18 protein-coding genes and 1 pseudogene are annotated in these 23,524 nt (G+C 72.2%); 8 read left to right on the forward strand and 11 right to left on the reverse strand.

Features of this window, described 5'->3' with window-relative positions:
- Positions 1-5 precede the first annotated feature (5 nt).
- From O1Q96_RS17965 to O1Q96_RS17980, 4 genes are all read right to left on the reverse strand, one after another.
- On the reverse strand, positions 6-2,441 hold the full coding sequence (locus tag O1Q96_RS17965) for a right-handed parallel beta-helix repeat-containing protein (RefSeq protein WP_269249149.1): 2,436 nt from the start codon (positions 2,439-2,441) through the stop codon (positions 6-8).
- A gap of 181 nt (positions 2,442-2,622) precedes the next feature.
- Complete coding sequence (locus tag O1Q96_RS17970; RefSeq protein ID WP_269249150.1) at positions 2,623-3,228, reverse strand: Rv1733c family protein; 606 nt, start codon at positions 3,226-3,228, stop codon at positions 2,623-2,625.
- Between the two features lie 120 nt (positions 3,229-3,348).
- Positions 3,349-4,215: an MOSC domain-containing protein gene (locus tag O1Q96_RS17975; protein WP_269249151.1), complete on the reverse strand. Its 867-nt coding sequence runs from the start codon at positions 4,213-4,215 to the stop codon at positions 3,349-3,351.
- A 46-nt stretch (positions 4,216-4,261) separates the two neighbouring features.
- Positions 4,262-4,699 (reverse strand): DUF6643 family protein, encoded by a 438-nt coding sequence (locus O1Q96_RS17980; RefSeq protein ID WP_269249152.1) that lies wholly within the window; start codon positions 4,697-4,699, stop codon positions 4,262-4,264.
- 276 nt (positions 4,700-4,975) lie between these two features.
- Between O1Q96_RS17980 and O1Q96_RS17985 the strand changes: the two genes are divergently transcribed.
- Positions 4,976-6,268, forward strand: coding sequence for a TerD family protein (locus O1Q96_RS17985; RefSeq protein WP_269249153.1), 1,293 nt, complete (start codon positions 4,976-4,978; stop codon positions 6,266-6,268).
- A 19-nt stretch (positions 6,269-6,287) separates the two neighbouring features.
- Here O1Q96_RS17985 and O1Q96_RS17990 read toward each other — a convergent pair whose 3' ends face one another.
- Positions 6,288-7,463 (reverse strand): glycosyltransferase, encoded by a 1,176-nt coding sequence (locus O1Q96_RS17990; protein WP_269249154.1) that lies wholly within the window; start codon positions 7,461-7,463, stop codon positions 6,288-6,290.
- A gap of 58 nt (positions 7,464-7,521) precedes the next feature.
- Here O1Q96_RS17990 and O1Q96_RS17995 point away from each other — a divergent pair, with 58 nt between their 5' ends.
- Together O1Q96_RS17995 and O1Q96_RS18000 are read left to right on the forward strand one after the other, a co-directional pair.
- On the forward strand, positions 7,522-8,307 hold the full coding sequence (locus O1Q96_RS17995) for a glutamate racemase (RefSeq protein ID WP_269249155.1): 786 nt from the start codon (positions 7,522-7,524) through the stop codon (positions 8,305-8,307).
- Positions 8,308-8,402: 95 nt separating this feature from the next.
- On the forward strand, positions 8,403-8,960 hold the full coding sequence (locus tag O1Q96_RS18000) for a hypothetical protein (RefSeq protein ID WP_269249156.1): 558 nt from the start codon (positions 8,403-8,405) through the stop codon (positions 8,958-8,960).
- Between the two features lie 61 nt (positions 8,961-9,021).
- Here O1Q96_RS18000 and O1Q96_RS18005 read toward each other — a convergent pair whose 3' ends face one another.
- Positions 9,022-10,089 (reverse strand): O-antigen ligase family protein, encoded by a 1,068-nt coding sequence (locus tag O1Q96_RS18005; protein ID WP_269249157.1) that lies wholly within the window; start codon positions 10,087-10,089, stop codon positions 9,022-9,024.
- A gap of 219 nt (positions 10,090-10,308) precedes the next feature.
- Between O1Q96_RS18005 and lnt the strand changes: the two genes are divergently transcribed.
- The 4 genes and pseudogenes from lnt (at position 10,309) to O1Q96_RS18025 (ending at position 13,406) form a co-directional block, all read left to right on the forward strand.
- Positions 10,309-11,922, forward strand: a complete 1,614-nt coding sequence (lnt, locus tag O1Q96_RS18010; protein WP_269249158.1) for an apolipoprotein N-acyltransferase — start codon at positions 10,309-10,311, stop codon at positions 11,920-11,922.
- Between the two features lie 67 nt (positions 11,923-11,989).
- Entirely contained in the window at positions 11,990-12,463 is a 474-nt protein-coding gene (locus O1Q96_RS18015; RefSeq protein ID WP_269249159.1) for an NUDIX hydrolase, read from the forward strand.
- Positions 12,464-12,523: 60 nt separating this feature from the next.
- A pseudogene (locus O1Q96_RS18020) lies at positions 12,524-13,006 on the forward strand (SDR family NAD(P)-dependent oxidoreductase); the annotation flags it as partial.
- Positions 12,975-13,406 carry a hypothetical protein gene (locus O1Q96_RS18025; RefSeq protein ID WP_269253969.1) on the forward strand — a complete coding sequence of 144 codons (432 nt, stop codon included), beginning with the start codon at positions 12,975-12,977 and terminating at the stop codon, positions 13,404-13,406. The pseudogene O1Q96_RS18020 and the gene O1Q96_RS18025, both read left to right, overlap by 32 nt.
- A gap of 589 nt (positions 13,407-13,995) precedes the next feature.
- Here the strand turns inward: O1Q96_RS18025 and O1Q96_RS18030 are convergent.
- The 5 genes from O1Q96_RS18030 to O1Q96_RS18050 form a co-directional block, all read right to left on the reverse strand.
- Positions 13,996-17,187, reverse strand: coding sequence for a glycoside hydrolase (locus O1Q96_RS18030; protein ID WP_269249160.1), 3,192 nt, complete (start codon positions 17,185-17,187; stop codon positions 13,996-13,998).
- Positions 17,188-17,406: 219 nt separating this feature from the next.
- Positions 17,407-18,051 (reverse strand): class F sortase, encoded by a 645-nt coding sequence (locus O1Q96_RS18035; protein ID WP_419586912.1) that lies wholly within the window; start codon positions 18,049-18,051, stop codon positions 17,407-17,409.
- Between the two features lie 102 nt (positions 18,052-18,153).
- Complete coding sequence (locus tag O1Q96_RS18040) at positions 18,154-18,507, reverse strand: hypothetical protein (RefSeq protein WP_269249161.1); 354 nt, start codon at positions 18,505-18,507, stop codon at positions 18,154-18,156.
- Between the two features lie 123 nt (positions 18,508-18,630).
- Positions 18,631-20,706, reverse strand: coding sequence for a sensor histidine kinase (locus tag O1Q96_RS18045; protein WP_269249162.1), 2,076 nt, complete (start codon positions 20,704-20,706; stop codon positions 18,631-18,633).
- On the reverse strand, positions 20,693-21,433 hold the full coding sequence (locus O1Q96_RS18050) for a response regulator transcription factor (RefSeq protein WP_269253632.1): 741 nt from the start codon (positions 21,431-21,433) through the stop codon (positions 20,693-20,695). The genes O1Q96_RS18045 and O1Q96_RS18050 overlap by 14 nt, the downstream gene beginning before the upstream one ends.
- Before the next feature lie 518 nt (positions 21,434-21,951).
- On the opposite strand from O1Q96_RS18050, the gene O1Q96_RS18055 reads away from it, so the two are divergent.
- Positions 21,952-23,457: a glycosyltransferase family protein gene (locus O1Q96_RS18055; protein WP_269249163.1), complete on the forward strand. Its 1,506-nt coding sequence runs from the start codon at positions 21,952-21,954 to the stop codon at positions 23,455-23,457.
- The last annotated feature ends 67 nt before the right edge of the window (positions 23,458-23,524 follow it).

Consider the following 23,524-nt stretch of genomic DNA (forward strand, 5'->3'; position numbering starts at 1 on the left):
ACGGCTCAGGGGAGGTCCGGCAGATCCTCCGCGTACAGCAGGGTGAGGTCGTCCGTGCTCGGCTCGGCGAGTTGGGCGACCCGCCCCGCGTGCTGCTCCACCATCGACTCGAAGGTCTGCCGCGCGGTGCGGCCGTTGCCGAACGCGGGCCCCTTCGGGATCGCCGTGAAGTACCGGAGCAGCGCCTCGTCCGCGCCCGGAGCCAGCCGGTACTCGTGCTCCTCCGCCTGCTGCTCCACGATCCTCAGCAGTTCCTCGGAGCCGTAGTCGCCGAAGGTGATGGTCCGTGAGAAGCGGGACGCCACACCGGGGTTGACCGCCAGGAAGCGGTCCATCTCGGCCGTGTAACCCGCGACGATCACCACCACCGCCTCCCGGTGGTCCTCCATGAGCTTCACGAGGGTGTCGATCGCCTCGCGGCCGAAGTCCCGGCCCGAGTCCTCCGGCGACAGCGCGTACGCCTCGTCGATGAACAGGACACCACCGCGCGCCTTGTCGAACGCCTCCTGCGTGCGGATGGCCGTGGAGCCGATGTGCTCGCCGACCAGGTCGACGCGGGACACCTCGACGAGGTGCCCCTTCTCCAGGACACCGAGCGAGGCCAGGATCTCGCCGTACAGGCGGGCCACCGTGGTCTTGCCGGTGCCGGGGGAGCCGGTGAAGACGAGGTGACGCCGGGCGGAGGCGGCCTTCAGGCCCGCCTGCTGGCGGCGGCGGCCCACCTCGATCATGTCGGTGAGTGCCCGCACCTCGCGCTTGACGCTCTCGAGGCCCACCAGCGCGTCCAGTTCACCGAGCACCGCCTGCGAGGTACGCGAGGGCTCCTCCGGCTCGGACGGGGCGGCCGGCGGCACCTGCTCGGTGAGGCGCTGGTCCGGGACCACCCCCAGCAGGCCGGCGGACCGGCCGGCGGTCTGGACGGCGGTCTCCCGTGCCGCGGGCCGCACCTGGGCGCTCTCGTCGCTCGTGCAGTCCTCGACCAGGGGCCCGGTGCCGGACGACTGGTCGCCACCGGCGTCGGCGAACTCGTAACCACCGCGCGCACACCGCTCCGTCCGGCACTTCTTCAGCGTCGTACGGCAACCGTCGAGCACATGGAAGCCGTATCCGCCGCTGTCGGTCACCCGGCAGCCGTGGAAACTGCCGCGGCCGCCGGCCGACACGTAGAAGCCCGCCTCCGCGGGCGAGGTGACGGTGCACCGCTCGATGGTGGGGTCGGCGCCCTTGGTGACGATCACACCCGTCTGCGTGCCGTCGACCGTGCAGCCCGACAGCGTCCCGCCGCTGCCGTGGTCGCGGAACCAGGCGCCCGTCGCCGCGTCCCGGATCCGGCAGTCGTCGAGCTGTGCGGTGGCGCCGTCGCTCACCGACACGGCCGTGTTGCGGACCTGCGAGATGTCGCTGTCGACGACGTCCGCGCGCGAGCCGCGGTCGAGCACGAACAGGGCGTCCGGCACGTCGTGCACCCGGCAGGATTCGAGTACGACCGTCGCGCCGTCGCTGACCCACACCGCGGGGTAGTCGCCCGTACTGTCGTGGATCTCGCACTGGTTGGCGTCCACGCGGGTGCCGGGATCCCAGACCGACAGGCCGTTGCGCCCGAACTGACGCACCGTGGAACGGGTCATGGTCAGGACCGAGCGGGAACGCAGGTCGACCGCGTTCTCCGGGATGTCGTGGATGCGGCAGTCGGCGAGGGTCAGCACGGCGTCCGTGTCGAGCGTGACGCCGTCCGCGGTCGTCCGGTGCACATCGCAGTCCGTGAGGTGCGCCGTGGCCCGCGCGGAGAGCTGTACGCCGCTGCCCCTGACCTCGTACACCTCGCAGCCCACCGCTTCGAGGGCGGACTGCTCGCCGGTCACCGACAGGCCCGCTCCGGAGGTGTGGTGCACCCGGCAGCGCTCCAGGCGCGGATGGGCACCGCCGCGCACCGAGACGCCCGACTGGCCCGCCGCCACGACCTCGCACTCCTCGAACACCCCGCCCCCGCCGTCGAGTACGGAGATGCCGACGCCCGCCGGATTGTCCACCGTGCACCGCCGCACCGTCGGCCGCGCGCCGCCGCGCACCTCGATGCCGGCCGCGGACCGGGTGACGATCCGTATGTCCATGAGCTCCGGCGTGCCCTCCTCGACGAGGAGCGCGGGCGCGGCCGAGTCCTGGCCCTCCACGAGCAGGTCCTGGACCACTGCGGAGGCGCGCACGGTCAGCGGTACCCCGTCGACGGGCGCGATGCGTACGGAACCGGCCGAGCCCTCGGGACCGCGCAGCGTCACCGCCCGCTCCACCACGAGGTTCTCCCGGTAGGTCCCGGCAGCGACGGTGAGGACGTCCCCGTCGGCCGCGGCCTCCAGGGCGGCGGCGAGCGATGCGTACTCACCTGTGCGGCGCCGCCACCGCGACGTGCCGGTGTGCGTCACCTGGACCGTGCCCTGTGCCATGGCGCTGCTGTGCCCCCACCTTGTCGTACGCGGGTCCTGAGAAAGCCGTGTTCCCGGTACCCGGCCGCGTCAACTCGGCTCACGGGAAACGAGGAACAGCCCCTCACGACGGTGCCGAACACCTCGGCCGGTCCACCGTAGCGTGCGCGGAGCCGCGCGGTTGACCGGAGCGGAGAGGCCGTCAGCTGCCTGTGCCCGTCCTGCCCCAGTCCGGGCCGGCCTGGGACCAGGCATGGTCCCAGCGGTCGTACCTGCGCCGCACCATGCGCCAGACCACCAGGCGCCGTGAGCCCTCGATGATGCCCGCGAAGGCGGCGGCCGTACCGAATCCGGCCAGAACGGCGTGCGTCGCCGCGGTCGCGGTGTCCAGTGGCCGCCCCACGATCCGGCCGTGTTCGTCCGTCCACACCGTGAAGTGGTCGCCGCGCCGCGGGGACTCCAGGGCCGCCATCACCGAGCCGTGCCGCGCGGTGCCGTCCGGTGCCGTCCAGTCGGCGATCACCCGGCTGTGCGAGTCGCGTCCGGTGGACGTCTCGGGGTCGGGGTCGAACGGCGTGAGGTCCGCCTTCCTGACGACGGTCGCGACCACCGGATGCCGGTCCTGGCGCTGCTCCCGCACGGACTGCTGCAGGGCGTCCTCCGCGAGCCCGCCGACCAGGAGACCCACCAGGGGCGCGGCGACGAGGATCAGCAGCAGTGCTCCCAGCGCCACCCACGCCTCGGCGAGATCCGTCGTACGCCGCAGCGGGTTGTGCCGCCAGCGCCAGAGTCCTCTGATGGCCCGCACCGATCCGCACCCCCTTCCGCGTCCGTGATAACCCCGACCGGAGCCGCCCACGCGCGGGGCCGGGCAAGAGAGAGCGACATCACCTCTCGTGCCGGCCTCTCATGAACTTCTCACACAAGCTCAACGGCCGTGCCCGGCGTCGGTGTTCCCCGGGGGAGGGCCCTGTTGGAGGATCCTCACCGGGTCGCCCACACGGACCGAGCCGGGGGACTCCGGTACGAGATTCTGCCCGAAGACCAGCTTGTCGCCGAAACGGCGGTGGCGTGCGAGGGTGCGCAGCGGCTCCCTGCCCCGTTCGGCGGTCGTCTGGTCGGTGGTGGTCACGACGCAGCGCCCGCACATCGTGGCGACGCGGAAGACGACCTCCCCGACGGCGATCCGGGCCCAGCCGTCCTCGGCCCACGGGGCGGTGCCCCCGACCACCACGTTCGGCCGGAAGCGGTTCATCGGGAGCGGGCCCTCGTCGGGCCGGTCGCCCTGCGCGATCAGCGAGTTCAGCGCGTCGAGCGAGGCGAGCGCGGTGAGCAGCAGAGGGTAGCCGTCCGCGAAGCTGACGGTTTCGCCCGGCCGCGCGAACCGCGGGTCGACGGGCCTGCGGGTGGCCGGGTCGTCGAGATGCACGAGCCGCACGGCGAGGCCGAGGCATGCGCTGAACCAGGCGTTGGCCGCGACTCCGGCGGGGACCCCCTCCACCTTGTCGTTCCAGATCTCCACCGTCGTCGTGCGGCCCGGCCCGGGCACGGGGACGGTCAGTGGCTCACGGCCGGGCGCGGACAGCAGGACCGCGCCGCCGGTCAGTGGCTCGACGCGGACCAATGCCATGCGCGGTCGCTGGCGTTGCGTGACGACCCGGTTCTTCTCGTCGGTCAGCACCCAGCGCCGGTCGCCCGCCAGACCCCACGGCTCCACGACGGCCTCGCGCGGAGAGTGCCCCGCGGCCGCCTTCAGCGGATAGACGTGGATCGAGTGCAGTGCCGGCTCCGACATGAGGTCATCCTGCCGCAGGGCACGGACAACCTCCGCCGAATCACGCTCAGTAGCCGCGGTACTGCTGGTTGTTGTACGGGTCCTGGTACGGCGCCGGAGCGGGACGCGGAGCAGCGGGACGCATCGCCTCATAACCCGTGCCACCCGCCATGGGGCGCTGCGGCTGAGGGGCCTGCTGGCCCGGGTAGCCCCGCGGCGCACCGCCCTGCTGCGGGATGTAGGGCGCGGCGGCCTGCTGCAGCGGCGCGGGCTGCTGCGCCTGCGGGTAGCCGTACGAGGGGTTCTGCGGCGAAGGTGCGGCGGGCAGGGCGGGCAGCGCCGACGGAAGGGCGGGCAGGTTGCCGCCCGTGTCGTACGCCGCGGGGACCCGGATCGGGGCGATCTGCGGGGTTCCCCGCTCGGCCACGAGGGAGTCGTAGATCGGAGTGTCCGGGAAGGAGGCGGAGTAGTAACCGCCGCCATAGGTGGAGCGGGGGGAGGTCATGGCACATAAGTTAAGCCCACGATGTGCTGGTTGGGGAGACCGATAAGAGGGTTGTTTTCCGTGTCGGCCGTGACGCGGGACCCCCAATACGAGCGAATTTGGCGAAAAGGGACGGCGGCTGGCGCCCAGATCGTGTAAAAGCCGAGTTCCGGGTGGGTTACCCGCGGGTTCGTCGACGATCTCCCAGGGCCCGGTCATGGGCCTGCGCCGCTCGGGGGATTAGGTTGTCGCAGGACGACTGAACGTAACGAGGCGCGGTCTTCGCGGCGACACCCGATGGGGGCGGACATGTCAATGCCTAAAGGATCGAATGTTCCAGTGCCGACGACCGGACTCCGTGTCGAACTGGGCTGGCGGGCCGGTCCCGGCGTACCCGACGCGGACGCCTCGGCGCTGCTGCTGGCCTCCGGGAAGGTCCGCTCCGACACGGACTTCGTGTTCTACAACCAGCCGGCGCACTCGTCCGGCGCGGTGCGCCACGAGGGCAAGCGGGACGCGGGCGGCCAGGTGAACGACACGTTGCTCGTCGACCTCGCCCGCGTGGAGCCCGCCATCGAGACGGTGGTGCTCGCCGCCTCCTCGGACGGCGGCACGTTCGGACAGATCCCGGGGCTCTACATCCGGGTCCTCGACGCACAGCAGGGCACGGAGATCGCGCGCTTCGACAGCGAGGGCGCGAGCGTCGAGACCGCGTTCGTGCTCGGGGAGTTCTATCGCAGACAGGGCGCGTGGAAGTTCCGCGCCGTCGGACAGGGCTACGGAAGCGGCCTCGCGGGGCTGGCCACGGACTTCGGGATCAGCGTCGACGAGCCCCAGCAGGCGGCACCGCCCACTCCCGTCGCGTCACCTCCCGCCCCCGTGGCCCCACCGGTCACGGTCGCTCCGCCGGTCACGGCGCCGCCCGCGCCCCCCGCACCGCCCGCGACCCCCGTGCGCCTGACCAAGGTCACGCTCACCAAGGACGCCCCGTCCGTCTCGCTGACCAAGCAGGGCGGCACCTCCGGCGTGATGCGCGTGAACCTCAACTGGCAGGTGCGCAAGCAGTTCTCGGGATGGCAGGCCAAGCTGGGCAGGGCGATCGCCATGCACGCGGACCTCGACCTCGACCTCTGCGCCCTCTACGAGCTCACCGACGGAAGCAAGGGCGTCGTCCAGGCCCTGGGCAACGCCTTCGGAGCGCTGCACCAGCCCCCGTTCATCCACCTCGACGGCGACGACCGCACAGGCGCGTCCTCGACCGGCGAGAACCTCAGCGTCAACCTCGACCACATCCGGGACTTCCGCCGCATCCTCATCTTCGTGACCATCTACGAAGGGGCGCGTTCCTTCGCCGACCTGGACGCCACGGTGACCCTCCAGCCGCTGCACGGCGCCCCCGTCGACTTCTCGCTCGGCGAGTGCACCGTGCCGTCGACGGTGTGCGCGCTCGCCCTCATCACGAACACCGGCAACGACCTCGTCGTGCAGCGCGAGGCCCGCTTCCTCGTCCCCGAGCGGGGAGTGAGCCCGCAGCGCACCGTGGACTACACCTACGGGTGGGGCATGAACTGGACCCCGGGCAGGAAGTGACCCGGCCGGACGCGTCCGTTCACGACTGTCCGGGCGCGGCGTCGGGGCGGGCGTAGGTGCGGCCCTTCCAGGCCGCACCGCGCCCCCTGTGGTGCTGCACCGCGGAATCCACCGTCATGAAGAGGTACAGCAGGGCGGTGACCGGCAGCAGCGGCGCGAGCAGGAGCGGCTGCCGGTAGTGGCGGAGCATCGGCAGATACGTCGCCGTCATCAGCAGCCACGCGAGCCCGCCGGCCACCACCGCCGTGCGACCGCCCGACACGAGGCCCGCGAGGAGGGCCACCGGGGGCACCAGATACACGAGCGCGAGCCCGGCCACCGTGCCGGCCAGGACCAGCGGACTGTGCCGCAGCTGGGCGTACGCGCTGCGCGAGACCATCCGCCACAGATCGTGCAGCCGCGGATAGGGGCGCACACTGTCGACGTGCTCGGCGAGCCCCAGCCAGATGTGCCCGCCGGAGCCCTTCACCGCCCTCGCCAGTGCCACGTCGTCGATGACGGACTGCCGGATGGAGTCCGGAATCCGGGCCCGCTCGGCGGCATCGGTCCGCAGCAGGACACAGCCGCCCGCCGCGGCGGCGGTCCGCGACCCCCTTTCGGCGATCCACCGGAACGGATACAGCTGCGCGAAGAAGTACACGAACGCGGGCACCACGAGCCGCTCCCAGACGCTCTCCACGCGCAGCCGGGCCATCTGGGACACCAGGTCGAAACCCCCGGTGCCGGCCGAGGCGACCAACTCGCGCAGACTGTCCGGCGCATGGGCGATGTCCGCGTCAGTGAGCAGCAGGTACTCGGGGTCACGCGCCCGTGCGAGGGCGATGCCGTGCCGCACGGCCCAGAGCTTCCCGGTCCAGCCCACGGGCGGCTCCCCGGGCGAGCCGACGGTCAGCGGCAGTCCGCCGTACCGCCGCCCCAGCTCACGGGCCAGCTCCCCGGTACCGTCGGAACTGCCGTCGTCGACGAGGAAGACCTCCGCCCGCCCCGGATACTCCTGGGCGAGGAGCGAGGGCAGGCTGTCGGGCAGGACGGCGGCCTCGTCGCGGGCCGGTACGACGACGCACACGGACGGCCAGGTCTCCGGCTCCCGGCGCGGCGGCAGCCGGACGTCCGTACGCCAGAAGAAGCCCTGGCCGAGCAGCAGCCACAGCCAGGCGGCCAGCGATCCGACAGCGGTCCACACGAGGGCGCTCACCCGCTGAAGTCTGCCCCACCACGGCGGCCCGTCGAGGCGTATCCACTATGGTGACCGGGTGAAGATCGCGCTCATGGACTCCGGAATCGGACTGCTCGCGGCGGCTGCCGTGGTACGTCGGCTGCGCCCCGACGCGGAGCTCGTTCTCTCCTCCGACCCCGGCAGCATGCCGTGGGGGCCCCGCACTCCGCAGGACGTGACCGCGCGCGCCCTCGCCGTCGCGGAGGCGGCCGCCGCGCACCGGCCCGACGCCCTGATCGTCGCCTGCAACACCGCCTCCGTGCACGCTCTGCCCGCGCTGCGCGCCCGTCTGGAGCCCGGGGTGCCGGTCATCGGCACGGTCCCGGCGATCAAGCCGGCCGCTGCGGGCGGCGGACCTGTCGCGATCTGGGCCACTCCCGCCACCACCGGCAGCCCCTACCAGCGTGGACTCATCCGCGAGTTCGCCGACGGTGTGACCGTCACCGAGGTGCCCTGCCCGGGGCTGGCGGACGCCGTCGAGCACGCCGACGAGGCGGCTGTCGACGCCGCGATCGCCGCGGCCGCGGCGCGCACCCCCGACGACGTGAAGGCCGTCGTCCTGGGCTGCACCCATTACGAACTGGTCGCCGAGCGCATCCGCGCGGCCGTGCGGGGGAACGGTTCGGCGCCACTCGTCCTGCACGGCTCCGCCGGCGCCGTGGCCGCCCAGGCACTGCGCCGGACCGGGCAGGCCCCGGCCCCGGAGGCGCCCGCCCGGGGCACTTTGACGGTGCTGCTCGGCGGACAGGAGGGCGTACTGCCCGCGACGGCGCTGACGTACGAAGAGGGCAGGCTGCTGCAGGCGGTCACTCCCGCGCGCTGAGCGCCGGTGGCGCGGTGGACGCCGCACGTCCGGCCGGAGCAGTTACGGTCCGCGACCCGGTGCCCGCTCTGCGGAACATGAGTACGCTCTATGGCATGAGGGACCACCCCCACGGCGAACAGGGCGCTGCCGACGCCCCGCATCCCGATGTCTGGCACGGCCGTGCCTCCAACCGTGTGCAGTGGCTGCTCGCGAGCGGCGGTGCCGCCTGCCTGGCACTGGGCATCGAGCTGGCCGTCGATTCGACCTGGACGTCGGGCATCGCCCCCCTTGTCATGTCTGTGGTCGGCTGCATCGCCGCGGGGCTGCTGGTGCTGTTCGGCACGCTCGCGTTCGTGCATGTGGTCGTGAAGGTCGACAAGGAGTGCCTGGAGGTGCGCTGCGGCCACATGGGCGTCCCGCGTCGCAGGATCCCGCTGTCGCAGATCACGGGCGCCGACTTCGCGCCCCGGGTCACACCACGGCAGTGGGGCGGCTGGGGCTATCGCTGGCGGCCCGACCAGGGGACCGCCGTGGTCGTCCGCCGAGGCGAGGGCCTGGTGCTCCGGCTGGGCGACGGCCACACGTTCACGATCACGGTGGACAACGCCGAAGCGGCGGTACGGGTGATCCGCGGCCGGCTGAGGGCCGCTGCGACAGGCCGCCCTCTCTGACCCGCGCCCCCGGGGGCTTCAGGCGTTCAGGGACTTCGGCGGCACGGGACCGCGGCCGGCTTCATCGCTCCAGCGGATTGTTCCGGGCGGGACCGCCCACCGGCTCCTGAGCCGACTCGTTCGTCACGGGACGCGCGGTGGCCAGGCCCGCGAGCAGACCCGCGCCCGCCGTGACCGTCGTGAAACTCAACGCGTTGCCGACCGTGGCGATCGCGGCCAGGGCCGTCAGCGCGGCGCCCGCCGTGAGGACGACCGGGGTGGGGCGCGGCGACCTCCACAGTGCGTACAGGATCCAGCAGAACACCGCGGCGAGCAGGACGAGGCCCGGAACACCCTGCTCGGCGGCCTGCTGGAGCGGAGCCGAGTGAGGTTTTCCGTCGGGCAGCAGCGACTGCGCGACGGTCGGGCTGAGCTCCGCGAAGCGTCCGGGGCCGACGCCCAGCCCCGGTTCGCGGCCCGCCATGCCGAGCGCGTCGTGCCACAGCAGCACGCGGTGCTGGGTGAGCTGTCCCTCCAGGGACACGGTCAGTCCGTCCGGCAGCGCGTCCTCCGCTGTCGCCCAGGTGGCCCCGGTGACCAGGAGCACGGCGAGCGCGAGACCGCCCAGCCCCACGGCGCGGCGGCGCATACGGTCGGCGGCGAGCGAGCAGAGCAGCACTCCCAGGCAGGCCACGAATCCCGCCGTCGAACCCAAAAGGGCCGCGGCGACCGCGATACCCGCGGCCAGCAGGCGCAGCCCGATCCGCAGTCCCGGCGGGCGGGCCGCCCAGGCCGCGCAGCACGCGGCGCCCGCCGAGAGGGTCAGCAGCGCCGCAGTCGCGCCGGTCTGTCCCAGCGGAGAAGTCACATGAGGGCCCGGACCGATGTGCGGGGCGGCCACCGCGAGACCGAGTCCGGCGAAAGCACCCGCGCACGGTGCGGCGACCGGCATCAGTTCGCCGCAGATCCGTCCCGAGGCGTAACCGGCGGCCACGGCGAGCACCGCGAGCAGGACCCCCTCGGGCCGGCCGCCGTGTGCCGCGGCGGCGATCAGGGACCAGGCCGCGCAGGCGCCGAGCACGACGACACCCGTCGCGTCCGACGCGCTGCGTCTCTCGTGTGCCGACGCCGGACCGGCCGTCGAAGCCATCCCAGTGGATCCCACCCCGACGCCCCCCGACCTGTGACGGACCCCGACCGCCCGGCCGGAAACGGCCCGTACGCCAGAGGCTCCGGCACACCGTAACGGGTGATGCGCCGGTTTGTGGACGAGTTGGGCAGAAACGATGCGGCAGGTGTGGGGGCCCGGCCGCCCGGGGCCCGAGGGCCGCGCTGTCGGCGCCTCGGTCACGCGCCGTACACTCCCGGAGTGACCGTCACAGCGACCTCCGTAGACGAGCCGGAACAGCTCGAACCGCAGGCCCGGCCCGTTTCCCGCGTGGTCCGGTCGGCGCGACGGCTCGTTCCGGCCGCCGCCGCGGCACTCTCCGGGGTGCTGCTGTACGTCAGTTTTCCGCCGCGCACCCTGTGGTGGCTGGCGTTGCCGGCCTTCGCGGTCTTCGGCTGGTGTCTGCGCGGCCGATCCTGGAAGGCGGCCCTCGGTCTCGGTTACCTCTTCGGCCTCGGTTTCCTGCTGCCGCTGCTCGTGTGGACCGGTGTGGAGGTCGGGCCCGGACCGTGGCTGGCGCTCGTCGTCATCGAGGCGGTGTACGTCGCCCTTGTGGGCGCCGGGATCGCGGCCGTGTCGAAACTGCCCGGCTGGCCGGTGTGGGCGGCCGCCCTGTGGATCGCCGGTGAGGCGGCACGCGCGCGTGCGCCGTTCGGCGGTTTCCCCTGGGGCAAGATCGCCTTCGGCCAGGCGGACGGGGTCTTCCTGCCGCTCGCGGCCGTGGGCGGCACTCCCGTGCTCGGCTTCGCGGTCGTCCTGTGCGGCTTCGGCCTGTACGAAACCGTCCGGCTGGGCCTCGAAACGCGGCGCACCCGTGTCGTACGCCGTGGGGCCGCCGCGGTGGCCCTGCTCAGCTTCGTCCTCCCGGTGGTGGGCGCCTTCGCCGCACGTCCCCTGGTCAGCGACCGGGCCGAGGACGGCACCGCGACCGTCGCCGTCATCCAGGGCAACGTGCCGCGCGCGGGACTCGACTTCAACTCCCAGCGGCGCGCCGTCCTCGATCACCACGCGCGCGAGACCGAGCGCCTCGCCGCGCGCGTCAAGGCGGGCGAGGTCGCCCGGCCCGACTTCGTGCTGTGGCCCGAGAACTCCTCCGACATCGATCCGTTCCGCAACCCCGACGCCTACGCCGTGATCGACAAGGCGGCCCGCGCGATCGGCGCGCCCATCTCCGTCGGCGGCGTCGTGGAGAAGAACGGCAAGCTCTACAACGAGCAGATCCTGTGGGACCCGGCGAAGGGTCCCGGCGCGACCTACGACAAGCGGCAGGTCCAGCCGTTCGGCGAGTACCTCCCGATGCGCTCGCTCATCGGCGCCATCAACGACACCTGGACGTCCATGGTCCGCCAGGACTTCAGCCGGGGCAGCAAGCCCGGCGTGTTCACCATGGCGGGCACCGAGGTCGGCCTCGCGACCTGCTACGAGGCCGCCTTCGACTGGGCCGTGCGCGACACCGTCACGCACGGCGCCCAGATGATCTCCGTACCGAGCAACAACGCCACGTTCGACCGCAGCGAGATGACCTACCAGCAGCTCGCCATGTCCCGCATCCGGGCCGTCGAGCACAGCCGTACCGTCACCGTCCCGGTGACCAGCGGAGTCAGCGCCGTGATCATGCCGGACGGGAGGATCACGCAGCGTACCGGCATGTTCGTGGCGGACTCGCTCGTGCAGAAGGTGCCGCTTCGCTCCTCCGAGACCCCGGCCACGCGCGTCGGGATCGCGCCCGAGATGCTGCTGGTGCTGATCGCCGCGGGCGGGCTCGGCTGGGCGGTGTCGTCGGCCGTGCGCGGGCGACGCGCCGGCGGCGCGTAGCCGTACGCCGGACGGGGTGAGCGCGGAACGCCCCGAGGCGGTCGGACAGGACGGTTAGGGTCGGTCCATGGCTACCCCTGACTTCATCCGTACGATCCGGGCCACCGCAGGCCAGCAGTTGCTCTGGCTTCCCGGCGTCACCGCCGTCGTCTTCGACGACGCGGGCAGAGTGCTGCTGGGCCGTCGCGCCGACACGGGCAAGTGGGCGGTCATCGCCGGAATGTCGGACCCGGGTGAGCAGCCCGCGGTCTGCGCCGTCCGGGAGGTGTACGAGGAGACGGGTGTGCGGTGCGTCGCCGAACGCGTGGTGCTCGTACAGGCGCTGAAGCCGACGACCTACCCCAACGGCGACGTGTGCCAGTTCATGGACATCACCATCCGGTGCCGTGCCGTCGGCGGTGAGGCCCGGGTCAACGACGACGAGTCGCTGGAGGTCGGCTGGTTCGACGTGGACGCCCTGCCGGAGCTGAACGAGCACGGCCTCTTCCGGATCAAGCAGGCACTGTCCGACGAGCCCACATGGTTCGAGACCATGACCTGAGGGCGAAGTGTGTGTGGTGACCACATCGGTCGGGTCGGGACCGCTCCCCAGGGTCGGACCATGACCGCGCGCAGCGTCCTCGCAGGTCCTCACGCCCCGTCCCTCGACCTCGGCGGCCGTACCGCCCTCGTCACCGGCGCCGCGGGCGGCATCGGCCGCGCGTGCGCGCTGCGGCTTGCCGCGGCGGGTGCGAAGGTGCGGGCGGTCGACCGACGGGCCGAGGGCCTGGAGACACTCGTCGAACAGGCCCGTGGCCTCGCGGGCACCGTCGAGCCGCACGTCCTGGACCTCACCGACCTGGACGCGGCGGAGTCCGCCGCGGCGGGCACCGACGTCCTCGTCAACAACGCCGGACTGCAACTCGTCCGGCCCATCGAGGAGTTCCCGCCCGACACCTTCCACACCGTGCTGACCGCGATGCTGGAGGCCCCGATTCCGGCTCATCCACGGGGCGTTGCCGCACATGTACGGCCAGGGGTGGGGCCGCGCATCGTCAAGGTGTCCTCCGTCCATGGGCTCCGCGCCTCTGCTTTCAAGTCGGCCTACGTGGCGGCGAAACACGGGCTGGAGGGCCCGGCCGCGCATCCACGTCGAGCTGGTCGGCACCGCTGTCCGCGGGCTGATCGTGATGCCGGAGGAGGTGACCGCCGAGTCGGTGAACGCGCCGTACCTCGGCGCGTGGCAGGAACAAATCTCGTCCAGGGTGCGGATCGCGCTCGACTGGATCGCCGACTGGCTCACGGCCTGTCACCGCCAGGCCGGCGGCACCGAGCCCTTGGTCGACCTCGACCTGGTCTATCGACCGGACGACGACTACGAGACGGGCCTCGCCCAGGCCGACGAGCGGGTACGGGAGCTCATCCCTCCGGTGCGCGCGGTCCTCGAACTGCGCTGGCGTTCCGCGAGCCCGGCCCAGCGCACTCATATGGCGCACCTTCTGTGAAGCGTTCACCGACGCGTCGATGGTCGCGCAGAACCAGGGCCGAGGAATCGGCTGAGGGGGGCGCGGAACATGACGGGACAACCGTTGTTGGTGCGTGCGGGCACGACGGAGCTGTGCATGGACGTGGCACGAGGCGGCGGACCACAGACGGTCGGTCCGGGCCACGCCCTGGCCTTCGACGGGGTCCGGGAGTGCATCCAGCGCCACCGTCTTGACGCCGCCGGCCAGTAGCGGCTCGTACGACGCCAGGGCGCTCTGCCGCTCACGCAGCCGGGTCGGCAGCACCCTGCCCCGGGTGTCCGGCAGGGCTTCGGGGGAGTCCCAGCGGCCGAATTCGGCGACCGTACGCGGCACGGGGGAGGCCGAGCGCCGTGTGCAGCGGAGAGATCACCGCTGCGAGGAAGCTCTCCGGGCTGTGCATCTCCAGCTCGGCCCGCCGCACCGCGGGTTGGGTGCGTCACTCCCCATCTGGCAGGCACCGTACCGGTGTGGAGGTGCTTCTCACCGGTGTTCGCCGTACCGCACGCAAGGGGCCGACCGCCCTCGGTGTGGACCTCGTGCGCGGTGCTCTGCCAGGGGGAGGAGCGCCTCAGCGTCGTACGAGGTCGATCCTGTACTTCCTTGTCTTCGATCCGTCCTCGCTGGTCACGGAGACGACGGCCGTCGTTTTCCCGGACTCGGTGGTCCGGTCCACGGTCACGGTCGCGTAGGGGTCGCGTGCCGTCGCCGTGACCGCGCTCCGCTTCGGGTCGTCGGTGACGACCCGATAGGTGGTCGTGTCGGGGTCGAACGACGTGACCGGTTTCCCGGCGACCTCGACGGAAGCGGCGGCGGCGTCGGCGGAGGAGCCGGGCGTCCTGGCGTACACCTCGATCTCGCTCATCGTGATGTAGCCGCCCTGACGCGCGGTCATCACCACGCGCACCCCGTTCGAGGGCCCCGCTTTCAGGGGGACGTCGACCACCGGTGTGCCCTCGGTGCCGACCGCGACGGTGTCGCTCGCGTCGACCCACGGACCGTCGTCGGCCGCCCGCACCTGCACCTTCATACTCCCGGGGAAGGAGGAGCTGCTTCCGTCGCGGTGGAAGTGCGCGACGAGCCGGTTCAGGTCGCGTGCCTGTGGCAGTGTGAAGGTGACGGTGTCGGACGGGTTCTTGGTGTTTCCCGGCTTCCAGTTGGACCAGGCCTTCTCGGACGTGTTGCCGTTGCGCAGACGCTCCGCGGAGTACCCGCTCTCGGTGAACGTCGCGGCGACGGAGACGTCTTCGTCGGGTGCCACGTTGGTCGCCGCGGGTTCGGTGACCTGTACCCGTACGGTGGCGACCGCCGTGTCGCCGCCGGGGATCCGTGCGACGCCTCGCAGGGTCACGACCCCGGTCGTGTCGAACGCCCCGTCGGGCGCCGCGTTCCAGCTCACCGGAAGGTCGGTCCGGCCGCCGTGCCGGCCCACGCCGGTGACCGTGGGCGGCAGTTGCGGCTTGCCGCCCACGTAGGTCTTGGCGCGGCCCGGGAGCGTCGAGGCGATCGTGTCGACGGTGACGACCGCCTTCGCGGGGATGGTGCGCCCGAGGGGGTCGGTCGCCTCGCCCTTCACACGTACCGTCCCCGGATCACGCCATTTCCGGTCCGGCGGAATGTCCCACACCACAGGGAGGGAGCCCCGGGCGCCGTCCCGGAACACCGGCTTCACCGTCTGCGGCAGCGTCGGCCGCAGACCGGGAACGGTGAACACCTCGGCCGGTTCGGTGCGCAGCACCGTCTCGTCGGTGACGGCCCAGCGCTGGTTGGCCGCCGACGTCGGCGTGTACGTGGACACCGTGGCGCCGTCGGCGGAGGACTGCCCGGTGACGTCGAGCAAGCGGCCGGTGGCGGCGTTCACGAACGTCCAACTGCCGTCCCCCGTCGTCGACATGATCCACTGAGCGGCTTCGGCGACCTTGCCGCCTGCCGTGCCCGGTTCGTCGAGGACGGCCTGGTTGTCACGTACGGCGAGCCGTCTGCCGCCCTGTGCGGTGGTGAGGGTGTACCGCTCGCGGTTGTCGGTGCCGCGCGTCAACTGCCGGACGGACCACAGCTGTCGGGTGCTGTCGGCATCAGTCGTACGGACGACGACACCGCTGCCGTCCTCCGACGGTGCCAGTGACTTCCCGCTCTGTGTGCCCTGGAGCCGGTAGAGGTGGCCGCGCTGCACGAGGGCTGCATCCTCCGCCACGCCGCCGACACCCTCGACCAGGAACGTCGTGACCGATTTCGCGGGAACGGCGAGCGTGGCCGATCGGTCGTCCACCCGGACCGGAGTGCCGCGTACGAGTGCGCCGTCGGCGCTGGTCACCACGGGGGTGACGGAGGCCCGGGGGGAGATCCTGCCGAAGCGCGAGAGGTCCAGGGTGACGGAGCGTGCGGCCGTGCCGCTGTTCACGTGCACCACGGTCGCCGCGCGGCCCGACTTGCGCACCGCGGCGACGCTGGACGGGTCGTCGACCTTCACGAAGTGATCGCCGGGCCGGATGTGGTGGGTGAAGTTGCGGATGGTGTGGAACTTGGAGTTGGCCCGGATCGGGCAGGTCTCCAGGGTGTCCGCGGCCGTGCAGTTGAACGGGACGTGGATGCTGCCCCAGTTCTTGCCGGCCGCCGCCTGGGGGGTGGCGTCCTCGACCGGTTGCCAGAACACCCAGGCGGAGGGCTCCAGCTCACGCATGTCGTCGACCATGCGCGTGGCGATCCCGAGCCCGGGGTCCATGCCCGTGAAGTCGGTTCCGGTGCCCCAGGTGCCCTCGACCTCGCTCATCCAGAGCTTCTTGTCCGCGCCCTTGGCGATGTCACGTGCGCTGGTGCGCATGCCCGTGCCGTAGGTGTGCACGTTGAGCTGGGGGACGGCGGCTCGCGCGGAGGGGCCGTAGGCGTTCCAGTTCTGGGTGAAGATGCTCGGGTTGGTCTCGTCCATCGCGGAGATCTCGGCGTCGGTCCTCGCCCCGTCGAGGGCTTTGTCGAGGGCGAGGAGCACCTTCTCCTGGAGCGCAGGTCCCGCGTGCGCGCCCTCCTGGCGTCCGCCCGTGGGCTGACCGTCCGCTCCGATCTGCGTACCCCAGTAAGGGGTGTTGGGCTCGTTCAGCGGGGCGATGGTGTCGAACTCGATGCCGTGGGCCTTCTCCATCCGCTCGGTCACGCGCACCAGATAGGTGGCGAAGTCGTCGACGCGGTCCGTGCGGATCTGGTCCGCGCTGGAGTCGAGGCCTCCGGAGACGTAGCCGCTGACCGTCTGGAACCAGGGCGGCGAGTTGCTGAACGACTCCCAGCGGGTGATCTTGTCCTTGATCTGGTCCACCCACCAGCGCTGCCCCGCGTCGGCGTTCCAGTCCCAGTGGTCCGGGTTGTTCGGATCCCACCAGTCGGTGTCCTGCCGGGTGGTTCCCTCGGGGGCCTTCCAGAAGCCCTCCATGGTCGCGCCCGTCTTCATGTAGTCCTTGCGGACGTCCGGGGCGTTTCCGCCGCCGATGTTGTAGCGGGCGATGTTGAGACCGAGGCCGTCCTCGCCGAACAGCATGTCGACGAGCCGTCTTCGGATCGGTTCCGGATAGCGGCCCGTGGCGTTGGCGAACCAGACGAGACTCGTCCCCCACCCCTCGAACTCCTGCTGCTGGTAGGACGGGTCGATCCGCACGGTGACCGCGTCCAGCGGTGGCGACTGTGCGCTCACCGCCGGGGCGGCCACGAGACTCGCACCGAGCACCAGGGGAACCGCTGGGGCCAATGCCCGGACGATGCGATGCCGATCAGACACGACACTCCCTTCCACAACACGGAGGCAAACAGAACCGATCAGAAGGAATCGAGTTCAGGGCATGCTTGATGACGGAAATGAACACGTCAAGAGGGTGTGCATGCACTGCTCCGGGAACCGGCGCCGCCTCACACGTTCCGGGGCATCCGCTCCTGGCCGGGGCCGGTCCGCCGCGGCCGAGCGCCGGAACCGACGCGCGGTCGCGCACCGGGCCGGCCGTCAGTCCAGCGTCGCGTAGACGATGAGGTTGTTCACCGGGTGCCCCTCGGCGTCGAAGTCGCCGTCGCAGGTGACCAGTCGCAGGGCGTGGTCCTCGGTGGGGCCGTACACCTTGTCGGTGGGGAAGGCGTTCTTGCTGACGCTCTCGGTGCCCGTGACGGTGAAGTGCGCCGCTTCGCCTCGGTCGTCGGTGACGGTGATGTCCGCGCCCTTGGAGATCTTCTTGAGGTCGTGGAAGACCGCCTTGCCGAAGCGCGTGTCGTTGTGGCCGATGATGACGGCCGGACCGACTTCACCGGGCACGGATCCGCCGATGTACCAGCCGGCGGTCATGCCCTTCTCCGCTGGGGGGACCTCCACGGTTCCGTCCGCGTTGCGACCGAGCTCCATCAGTGAACTGGTGACCCCGATCGAGGGGATGGCGACCTCGGTGGGGACGGCCGGCTGCGTGGCCTCTGTGGCCTCTGTGGCGCCGGGTGAGGGGGCGCCGGCGGCTGCAGGAGAGTTCGGGGCGGCCGGTTCGGTCCGGTCGGGAGCGGATGAACAGCCGGAGAGCACGGTGACAACCGCGGAGACGACGAGGGCGATACGGGCAGGGGCCGGCAGGGCGGCGTGGCGCCGTACCGGTGGGCGTGCAGAGGACACAACGGACTCCAGAGCAGGAACTGCGGGACCAGGTGAATGCGCGGTGGCGCCGCCCTGCGAAGGGCGGCGCCACCGGTGTGCCGAGTCGGCCGTCGTGCCGGATCAGCCGTCGCGCCGCCCGGCGGAGCGGCGGCGCAGGACGACGGTGCCCGCCCCGGCGAGCAGCAGAGCCCCGGTGGCCGAACCGATGAGGGCGGTGCTGCCGTTGCCCTCGGCCGGGGCCTCGCCCGCGGCGACGCCGCCCCTGGGGAGGTCCTCGGCGGCCTGGGCCTTGCGGGCTTCGAGCTCCTTCGTCTTCCTGTCGGCCTCGGCCTTCTCCTTGGCCGAGAGGGTGTCCTTGCCCGCGGTGGCCGCGGGAGTCGGGTCGTCGGCGACGGCCGCGGCGGCGGGGACGAGCATCGCGCCGGCCGCGACGGCGGTCAGCACGGCGAGACGCAGAGTGTGACGGTGGGACATGTACGGCTCCAGTTCCAGCCCGGCCTCGGTGGTACCTGGATGCCGAGCCGCACCAGGTTCCGGGCTCGGCCCCAGACTGGCGATCACTTGTGAAGAAGCTGTCAGAGCGTCATGGTCATCGCATCAGGGCCGTGCGGCGGACTCCCCGGGCCCCTCCCGCCCGGCCCCGCCCGGCACGGTCGGCAGCCACAGGGTGAAGACCGAGCCCTGCCCTTCGGTACTGGTCACGCTCGCCCTGCCGCCATGGGCCTCGGCGAGCTTGAGGACGATCGCCAGCCCGAGGCCGCTGCCGCCGGTGCTCCGGTTGCGGGACTTCTCCGCCCGCCAGAAGCGGTCGAACACGTGGGGCACGTCGGCCTCCGGGATGCCACCGCCGGTGTCGGACACCTCCACGGCCACCTCGTCCCCGGAGCCGGTGACGAACGCGCGCAGCGTCACCCTGCCGCCGGACGGTGTGTGGCGTACCGCGTTGGAGAGCAGGTTGCTGACGGCCTGGCGCAGTCGTACGGGATCGGCGTCGAGCGGTGGAAGCGGGGCGTCGGGCGCCACCGGGGACACCGTCAGGGTGACGCCCGCGGTCTCGGCCAGCCCCTGATGAGCCGCGGCGACCTGGCCGAGCAGGTCGCCGACGCGGACGGGCTCCAGGTGCAGGCGCAGCTCGCCCGCGTCGGCCGCCCCCAGATCCTGCAGATCGTCGATGATGTGCTGGAGCTGCACCGCCTCCTCGTGGAGCGAGGACACGAACGCCGGGTCCGGCTCCGCCAGACCGTCCTGCGCCGCCTCCAGCCAGCCACGGATGTTGCTCAACGGGGTACGCAGCTCATGGGCGACGTCGCTGACCATCACCTTGCGCTGCTCCTCCAGCCTGGCCCGATGAGCGGCCATGTCGTTGAACGTCGCCGCCAGCCGCCCGATCTCGTTGTCCGAGCCGACCGGGACGGGCGCCGAGTCCAGGCCGTCCCGCATCCGCTGAGCGGCGCCGGTGAGCGCGTGCAACGGGCGTACGAGCCTGGCTCCGGCGAGTACCGAGGCGCCGACGGTGAGGGCGAGGACGAGGGCCGTGACCCCCGCGATGCGTGCCGTGTTGGCCGGTGACAGATCGAAGCCGGGCACGCTGACGGCGTCGGGACTGTCGATGAACAGCAGTGCGGGCGCGGCGACATAGGACGTGAGCTGTTCGCGTCGGGCGCTGCCGACGCAGGAGGCGATGGCCCGGTCGTGCTTGCTGCTGCGAGCGGCAGGCGGTCGGTCGGCGAGCCCGTCGGCCTCGGTCGCCTTCCGCCTGGCCGCTTCCGCCAGCGCCGCCTTCTCGTCGGCCGCCCGCTTCTCGGCCAGCACCGCCGCCTCCTCGTCCGTGAGGTTCCCACCGGTCGAGGGAAGCGCGGCCGACTGGCCGAGATCCCGGCCGTCCGACCCGTATCCCCGGTCCCAGGACAGGTCCAGGTTCAGTCTCACTCCCGTGCGCCCCTGCCGTTTCAGGCAGGCATCGGCCAGTTGGTCGAGTGCGCGCAGGGCCTTCCTCTCGGTCGCCGTGGGACCGGCCGAGAAGCTCGTCAGACACTTCAGTTCCGTGTCGCGGTCGGTCTCACTGCTCACGAACTGGACGCGGGACCGCCCGCTCGGGCTCTCGACGATGTCGGCGGCGATGCCCGCCGCACCGAGGCACTTCACGCTTTGGGCAGTGGCCCTGCGCACGACCTCGCGTTCCTTCGCGGGCAGCAGGAAGGGACCCACCGCGCGTGGATCGACGCGGTCCTCGCCCGCCGAGGCGGCGTCGGGCACCAGGACGGTGTCGACGGACAGCGGGTCCACGACCGCCGAGGCCTGCGGTGGCAGCGGGGCGGAAGAAGCGGGGGCGGAGCCACCGCGCGGGTCGTCGGAGGAGTCGAAGAGCGGCCGCCGGTCCTGGGTGGTCAGCACGATCCGGCGTTCGGACTTCCGGGCCAGCCGTCGCACCGTGCCGTCGACCCCCTCCCAGCCCGGGTGGGTGGCCGCATGGCCGAGCAGGGTGTTGTAGATCTCGGCGTCGGCGCTGAGGTTCTGCCCCTGTTCCTGGCGGATCGCGCCGGAGGTCGTCTGCACGGCGAGCCACGCGGTGGCGGCGACCGAACACGAGGCCACCAGCGCCGACACGGTCAGCAGCCGGCCGAGCAGGCTGCGGCGCAGCGGCAGCCGCGTCCGCTCGTCACGACGACGCACGAGGTGCCTTCTTCGAGGGGTCCGTCAGCTTGTAGCCGACCCCGAAGACGGTGAGCAGCCGGGTCGGGCGCCGGGGGTCGCGCTCGATCTTCTTGCGCAGGTTCATGACGTGCACGTCGACCGTTCGGCCACTGATGTACTTGTCGAAGCCGTGCAGCTCCTCGAGGAGCCGTTGCCTCGTGAAGACGCGGTCGGGCTCCGCCGCCATGGCGACGAGGATGCGGAACTCGCCGGGCGTGCACACGACCGGCGTCCCCGCGACCGACACCTCGTGCCGGACCGGATCGACCTTGAGCGTGCCGACCGACAGTGCCTCGTCCTCGGCGGTGGGTGCGGGGCCGGGCGGGGAGGAGAGCGCCGCCGGGCCGGCGGAACCCCGGCTGCGGCGCAGCAGTGTCCGCACCCGGGCCATCAGCTCACGAGGGCTGAACGGCTTGGTCATGTAGTCGTCGGCGCCGAGATCCAGACCGAGCAGCAGGTCGTCCTCGGTGCTGCGGGCCGTGAGCATGAGCACCGGCACCTCCCGGCTCTCCGCGCGCAGGATCCTGACCACGTCCAGGCCGTCGGCCCGGGGCATCATCACGTCGAGGACGAGCAGGTCCGGCTCCCGGTGCCGGACCTCCTCGAGAGCCGTACGGCCGTCCTCGACGACCATGACCGAGTGCCCCTCGTGCTCCAGGTACCGGCGCACCAGTTCGGCCTGCTTCGCGTCGTCTTCAGCGACCATGATGTTTGCGCACACGCCGGAGATCGTAGCGAGGGCGGTGCGAGGAGCGGTGGCAAGTGGCTTTTGTGCGAGGGAGGTTGGGGCGGGAATGCCGCTCCCGCCACCGCCGGAGCACGACGAGGGCCGCAGGGGAACGGGCGCCGCTGCCGGTGCGTGCCTCACAGCGGGAACCGTCCCCCGGCCCGTCGGCGGACCGGTCGGCGCAGGACCGTCCGCAGGTCGCACGGGGGAGCGGCGGGGGACGGTACGAGGTGGATCACTGTGGCCACTCCAGGACGGCGCCGGGTCCGGCCCGGTCCTGCCGGCGCTTCACGAAACCGCCGGTACGTGAGCAAGCGGCTGATCGCTTTCGTCACCGCCGAGGCGGAGATGCTCCGGCACCTGCGCGCCCTCGTCCTGCGCATCCGAATCCCTCAGGGTAATTTGTCCACGTTTGCTGCTTATCAGGTGATCACCTTCCGTTCCCTGCCGTGCGGCGCGGAAAGAGCCCTGCGGCCCGCGGGGATGAAGGGTGGACGATGGCCAGGACCCTGAACGCCCCGCTCGCCGGAGCGGAGCGGTCCCGTGCGCTGCCGACCGTCCGGATCGGGCCGGACGCCACGGACCGGAGGTGGCCGGCGGCGGTCGCGGTCGCCTTCACGCTGGCCCAACTGGTCCTCGTGCGCCCCACGATGGGCCTCGGCTGGGACGAGTCGGTGTACGTCAGTCAGGTGAGCGGGCACGCCCCGGCGGCGTTCTTCAGCGCTCCGCGCGCCCGCGGCGTCTCGCTGCTGGTCGCGCCGATCGCCTCCTGGTCCTCCTCGACGTCACTGCTGAGGATCTGTCTGGCACTGCTGTCCGGACTCGGCCTCTATCTGGCCCTGCGCGCCTGGCGAGGGCTCTTTCCCGCCCGTGTCCTGGGCGCTGCGGGTGCCCTGTTCGCCACCTTGTGGGTGACCCTCTTCTACGGCCCCCAGGCCATGCCCAACTACTGGGTCGCCATCGGCGCGCTCGCGGGCGTCGGCTGCTTCCTGCGTGCCCGGGCCGACCACCGCGACCGGGCGGCGCTGTGGGGCGTCGGGGCGAGCGCGGCACTGATGGCGTGGATGCGGCCCACCGACGCCGTCTGGATCTCCCTCCCGCTGTTCGCAGTGCTGGCGTGCTCCCGCGGGTGGCGGCGACCGGCGCTGCCCCTGGCCTGCGCGGCGGGGCTCGCGTCCGGCGCCGCGGAGTGGATCGTCGAGGCACACATCGGTTTCGGCGGCCTGGGAGCCCGGCTCGCCGACGCGTCGGCAATCCAGGGCGGACTGGGCTGGAACATCGCCGTCCTCGACCAGTTGCGCAGTCTGGGCGGCCGTTCCCTGTGCCGTCCGTGCACCGGATCGGTACCGGCCGCGTGGATGGTCCTCTGGTGGTTCGTCCTGCCGCTGCTCGCCGCCGCGGGGCTGGCGGTCGCCGTCAGGGCCGGACGCACCACCCGCACACTCCTGCCCCTGGCCTGCGCCACGACGGCCGGCATCCCGTACCTGTTCATGATCGGATACGCCGCTCCGCGCTTCCTGCTGCCCTTCTACGCGCTGCTCGCCGTCCCGGCCGCCGACGCGCTCACCCACCTGGTCACCGCGTCGGTCCGCAAGCGGCGACCGGTGGCCGCGACCCTCGTGACGCTCGGCCTCGCGGGACACCTGGCCGTGCAGTACGCGGTGCTCGACCGGACCGTGGACCGCACCGTCGCCGGCCACCGCGACTGGGCCCGCACGGCGGCCGAACTGCGCCGCCTCGGCGTACGGCCGCCGTGCCTGCTCACCGGGCACCGGGCGACCCCGATCGCCTTCTACGCGGGATGCCGCTCCGCGCAGACCCACGGACACAACGCCAACACCACCGCCGAGGACATCGTGCGGGCCGCCGAGCGGCAGCCGGTCGCGGCCCTCACGACGCCGAAGGAACGGCCGCCCCGGTTCGCGCGCGACTGGGAACAGCACCGCGGGGGCCGCCTGCGCCTCTACGTCGCGCCCGCGCCCGGCGAGGCCCCCCGGGGCTGACCTCCGGCAGGGCCGTGGCGCAGTTGTGCGGCCTCCTGTCCGGTCGCGTCCCGTCACGAGATATCTT

The organism is Streptomyces aurantiacus, from assembly GCF_027107535.1.
GTDB lineage: Bacteria > Actinomycetota > Actinomycetes > Streptomycetales > Streptomycetaceae > Streptomyces.

Coding starts and splice junctions, on each gene's coding strand:
- O1Q96_RS17965 (WP_269249149.1), bottom strand. CDS start 2,441: ATGGCACAGGGCACGGTCCAGGTGACGCACACCGGCACGTCGCGGTGG.
- O1Q96_RS17975 (WP_269249151.1), bottom strand. CDS start 4,215: ATGTCGGAGCCGGCACTGCACTCGATCCACGTCTATCCGCTGAAGGCG.
- O1Q96_RS17980 (WP_269249152.1), bottom strand. CDS start 4,699: ATGACCTCCCCCCGCTCCACCTATGGCGGCGGTTACTACTCCGCCTCC.
- O1Q96_RS17985 (WP_269249153.1), top strand. CDS start 4,976: ATGGGGGCGGACATGTCAATGCCTAAAGGATCGAATGTTCCAGTGCCG.
- O1Q96_RS18000 (WP_269249156.1), top strand. CDS start 8,403: ATGAGGGACCACCCCCACGGCGAACAGGGCGCTGCCGACGCCCCGCAT.
- O1Q96_RS18005 (WP_269249157.1), bottom strand. CDS start 10,089: ATGGCTTCGACGGCCGGTCCGGCGTCGGCACACGAGAGACGCAGCGCG.
- O1Q96_RS18015 (WP_269249159.1), top strand. CDS start 11,990: ATGGCTACCCCTGACTTCATCCGTACGATCCGGGCCACCGCAGGCCAG.
- O1Q96_RS18025 (WP_269253969.1), top strand. CDS start 12,975: ATGGGCTCCGCGCCTCTGCTTTCAAGTCGGCCTACGTGGCGGCGAAAC.
- O1Q96_RS18040 (WP_269249161.1), bottom strand. CDS start 18,507: ATGTCCCACCGTCACACTCTGCGTCTCGCCGTGCTGACCGCCGTCGCG.
- O1Q96_RS18050 (WP_269253632.1), bottom strand. CDS start 21,433: ATGGTCGCTGAAGACGACGCGAAGCAGGCCGAACTGGTGCGCCGGTAC.
- O1Q96_RS18055 (WP_269249163.1), top strand. CDS start 21,952: ATGGCCAGGACCCTGAACGCCCCGCTCGCCGGAGCGGAGCGGTCCCGT.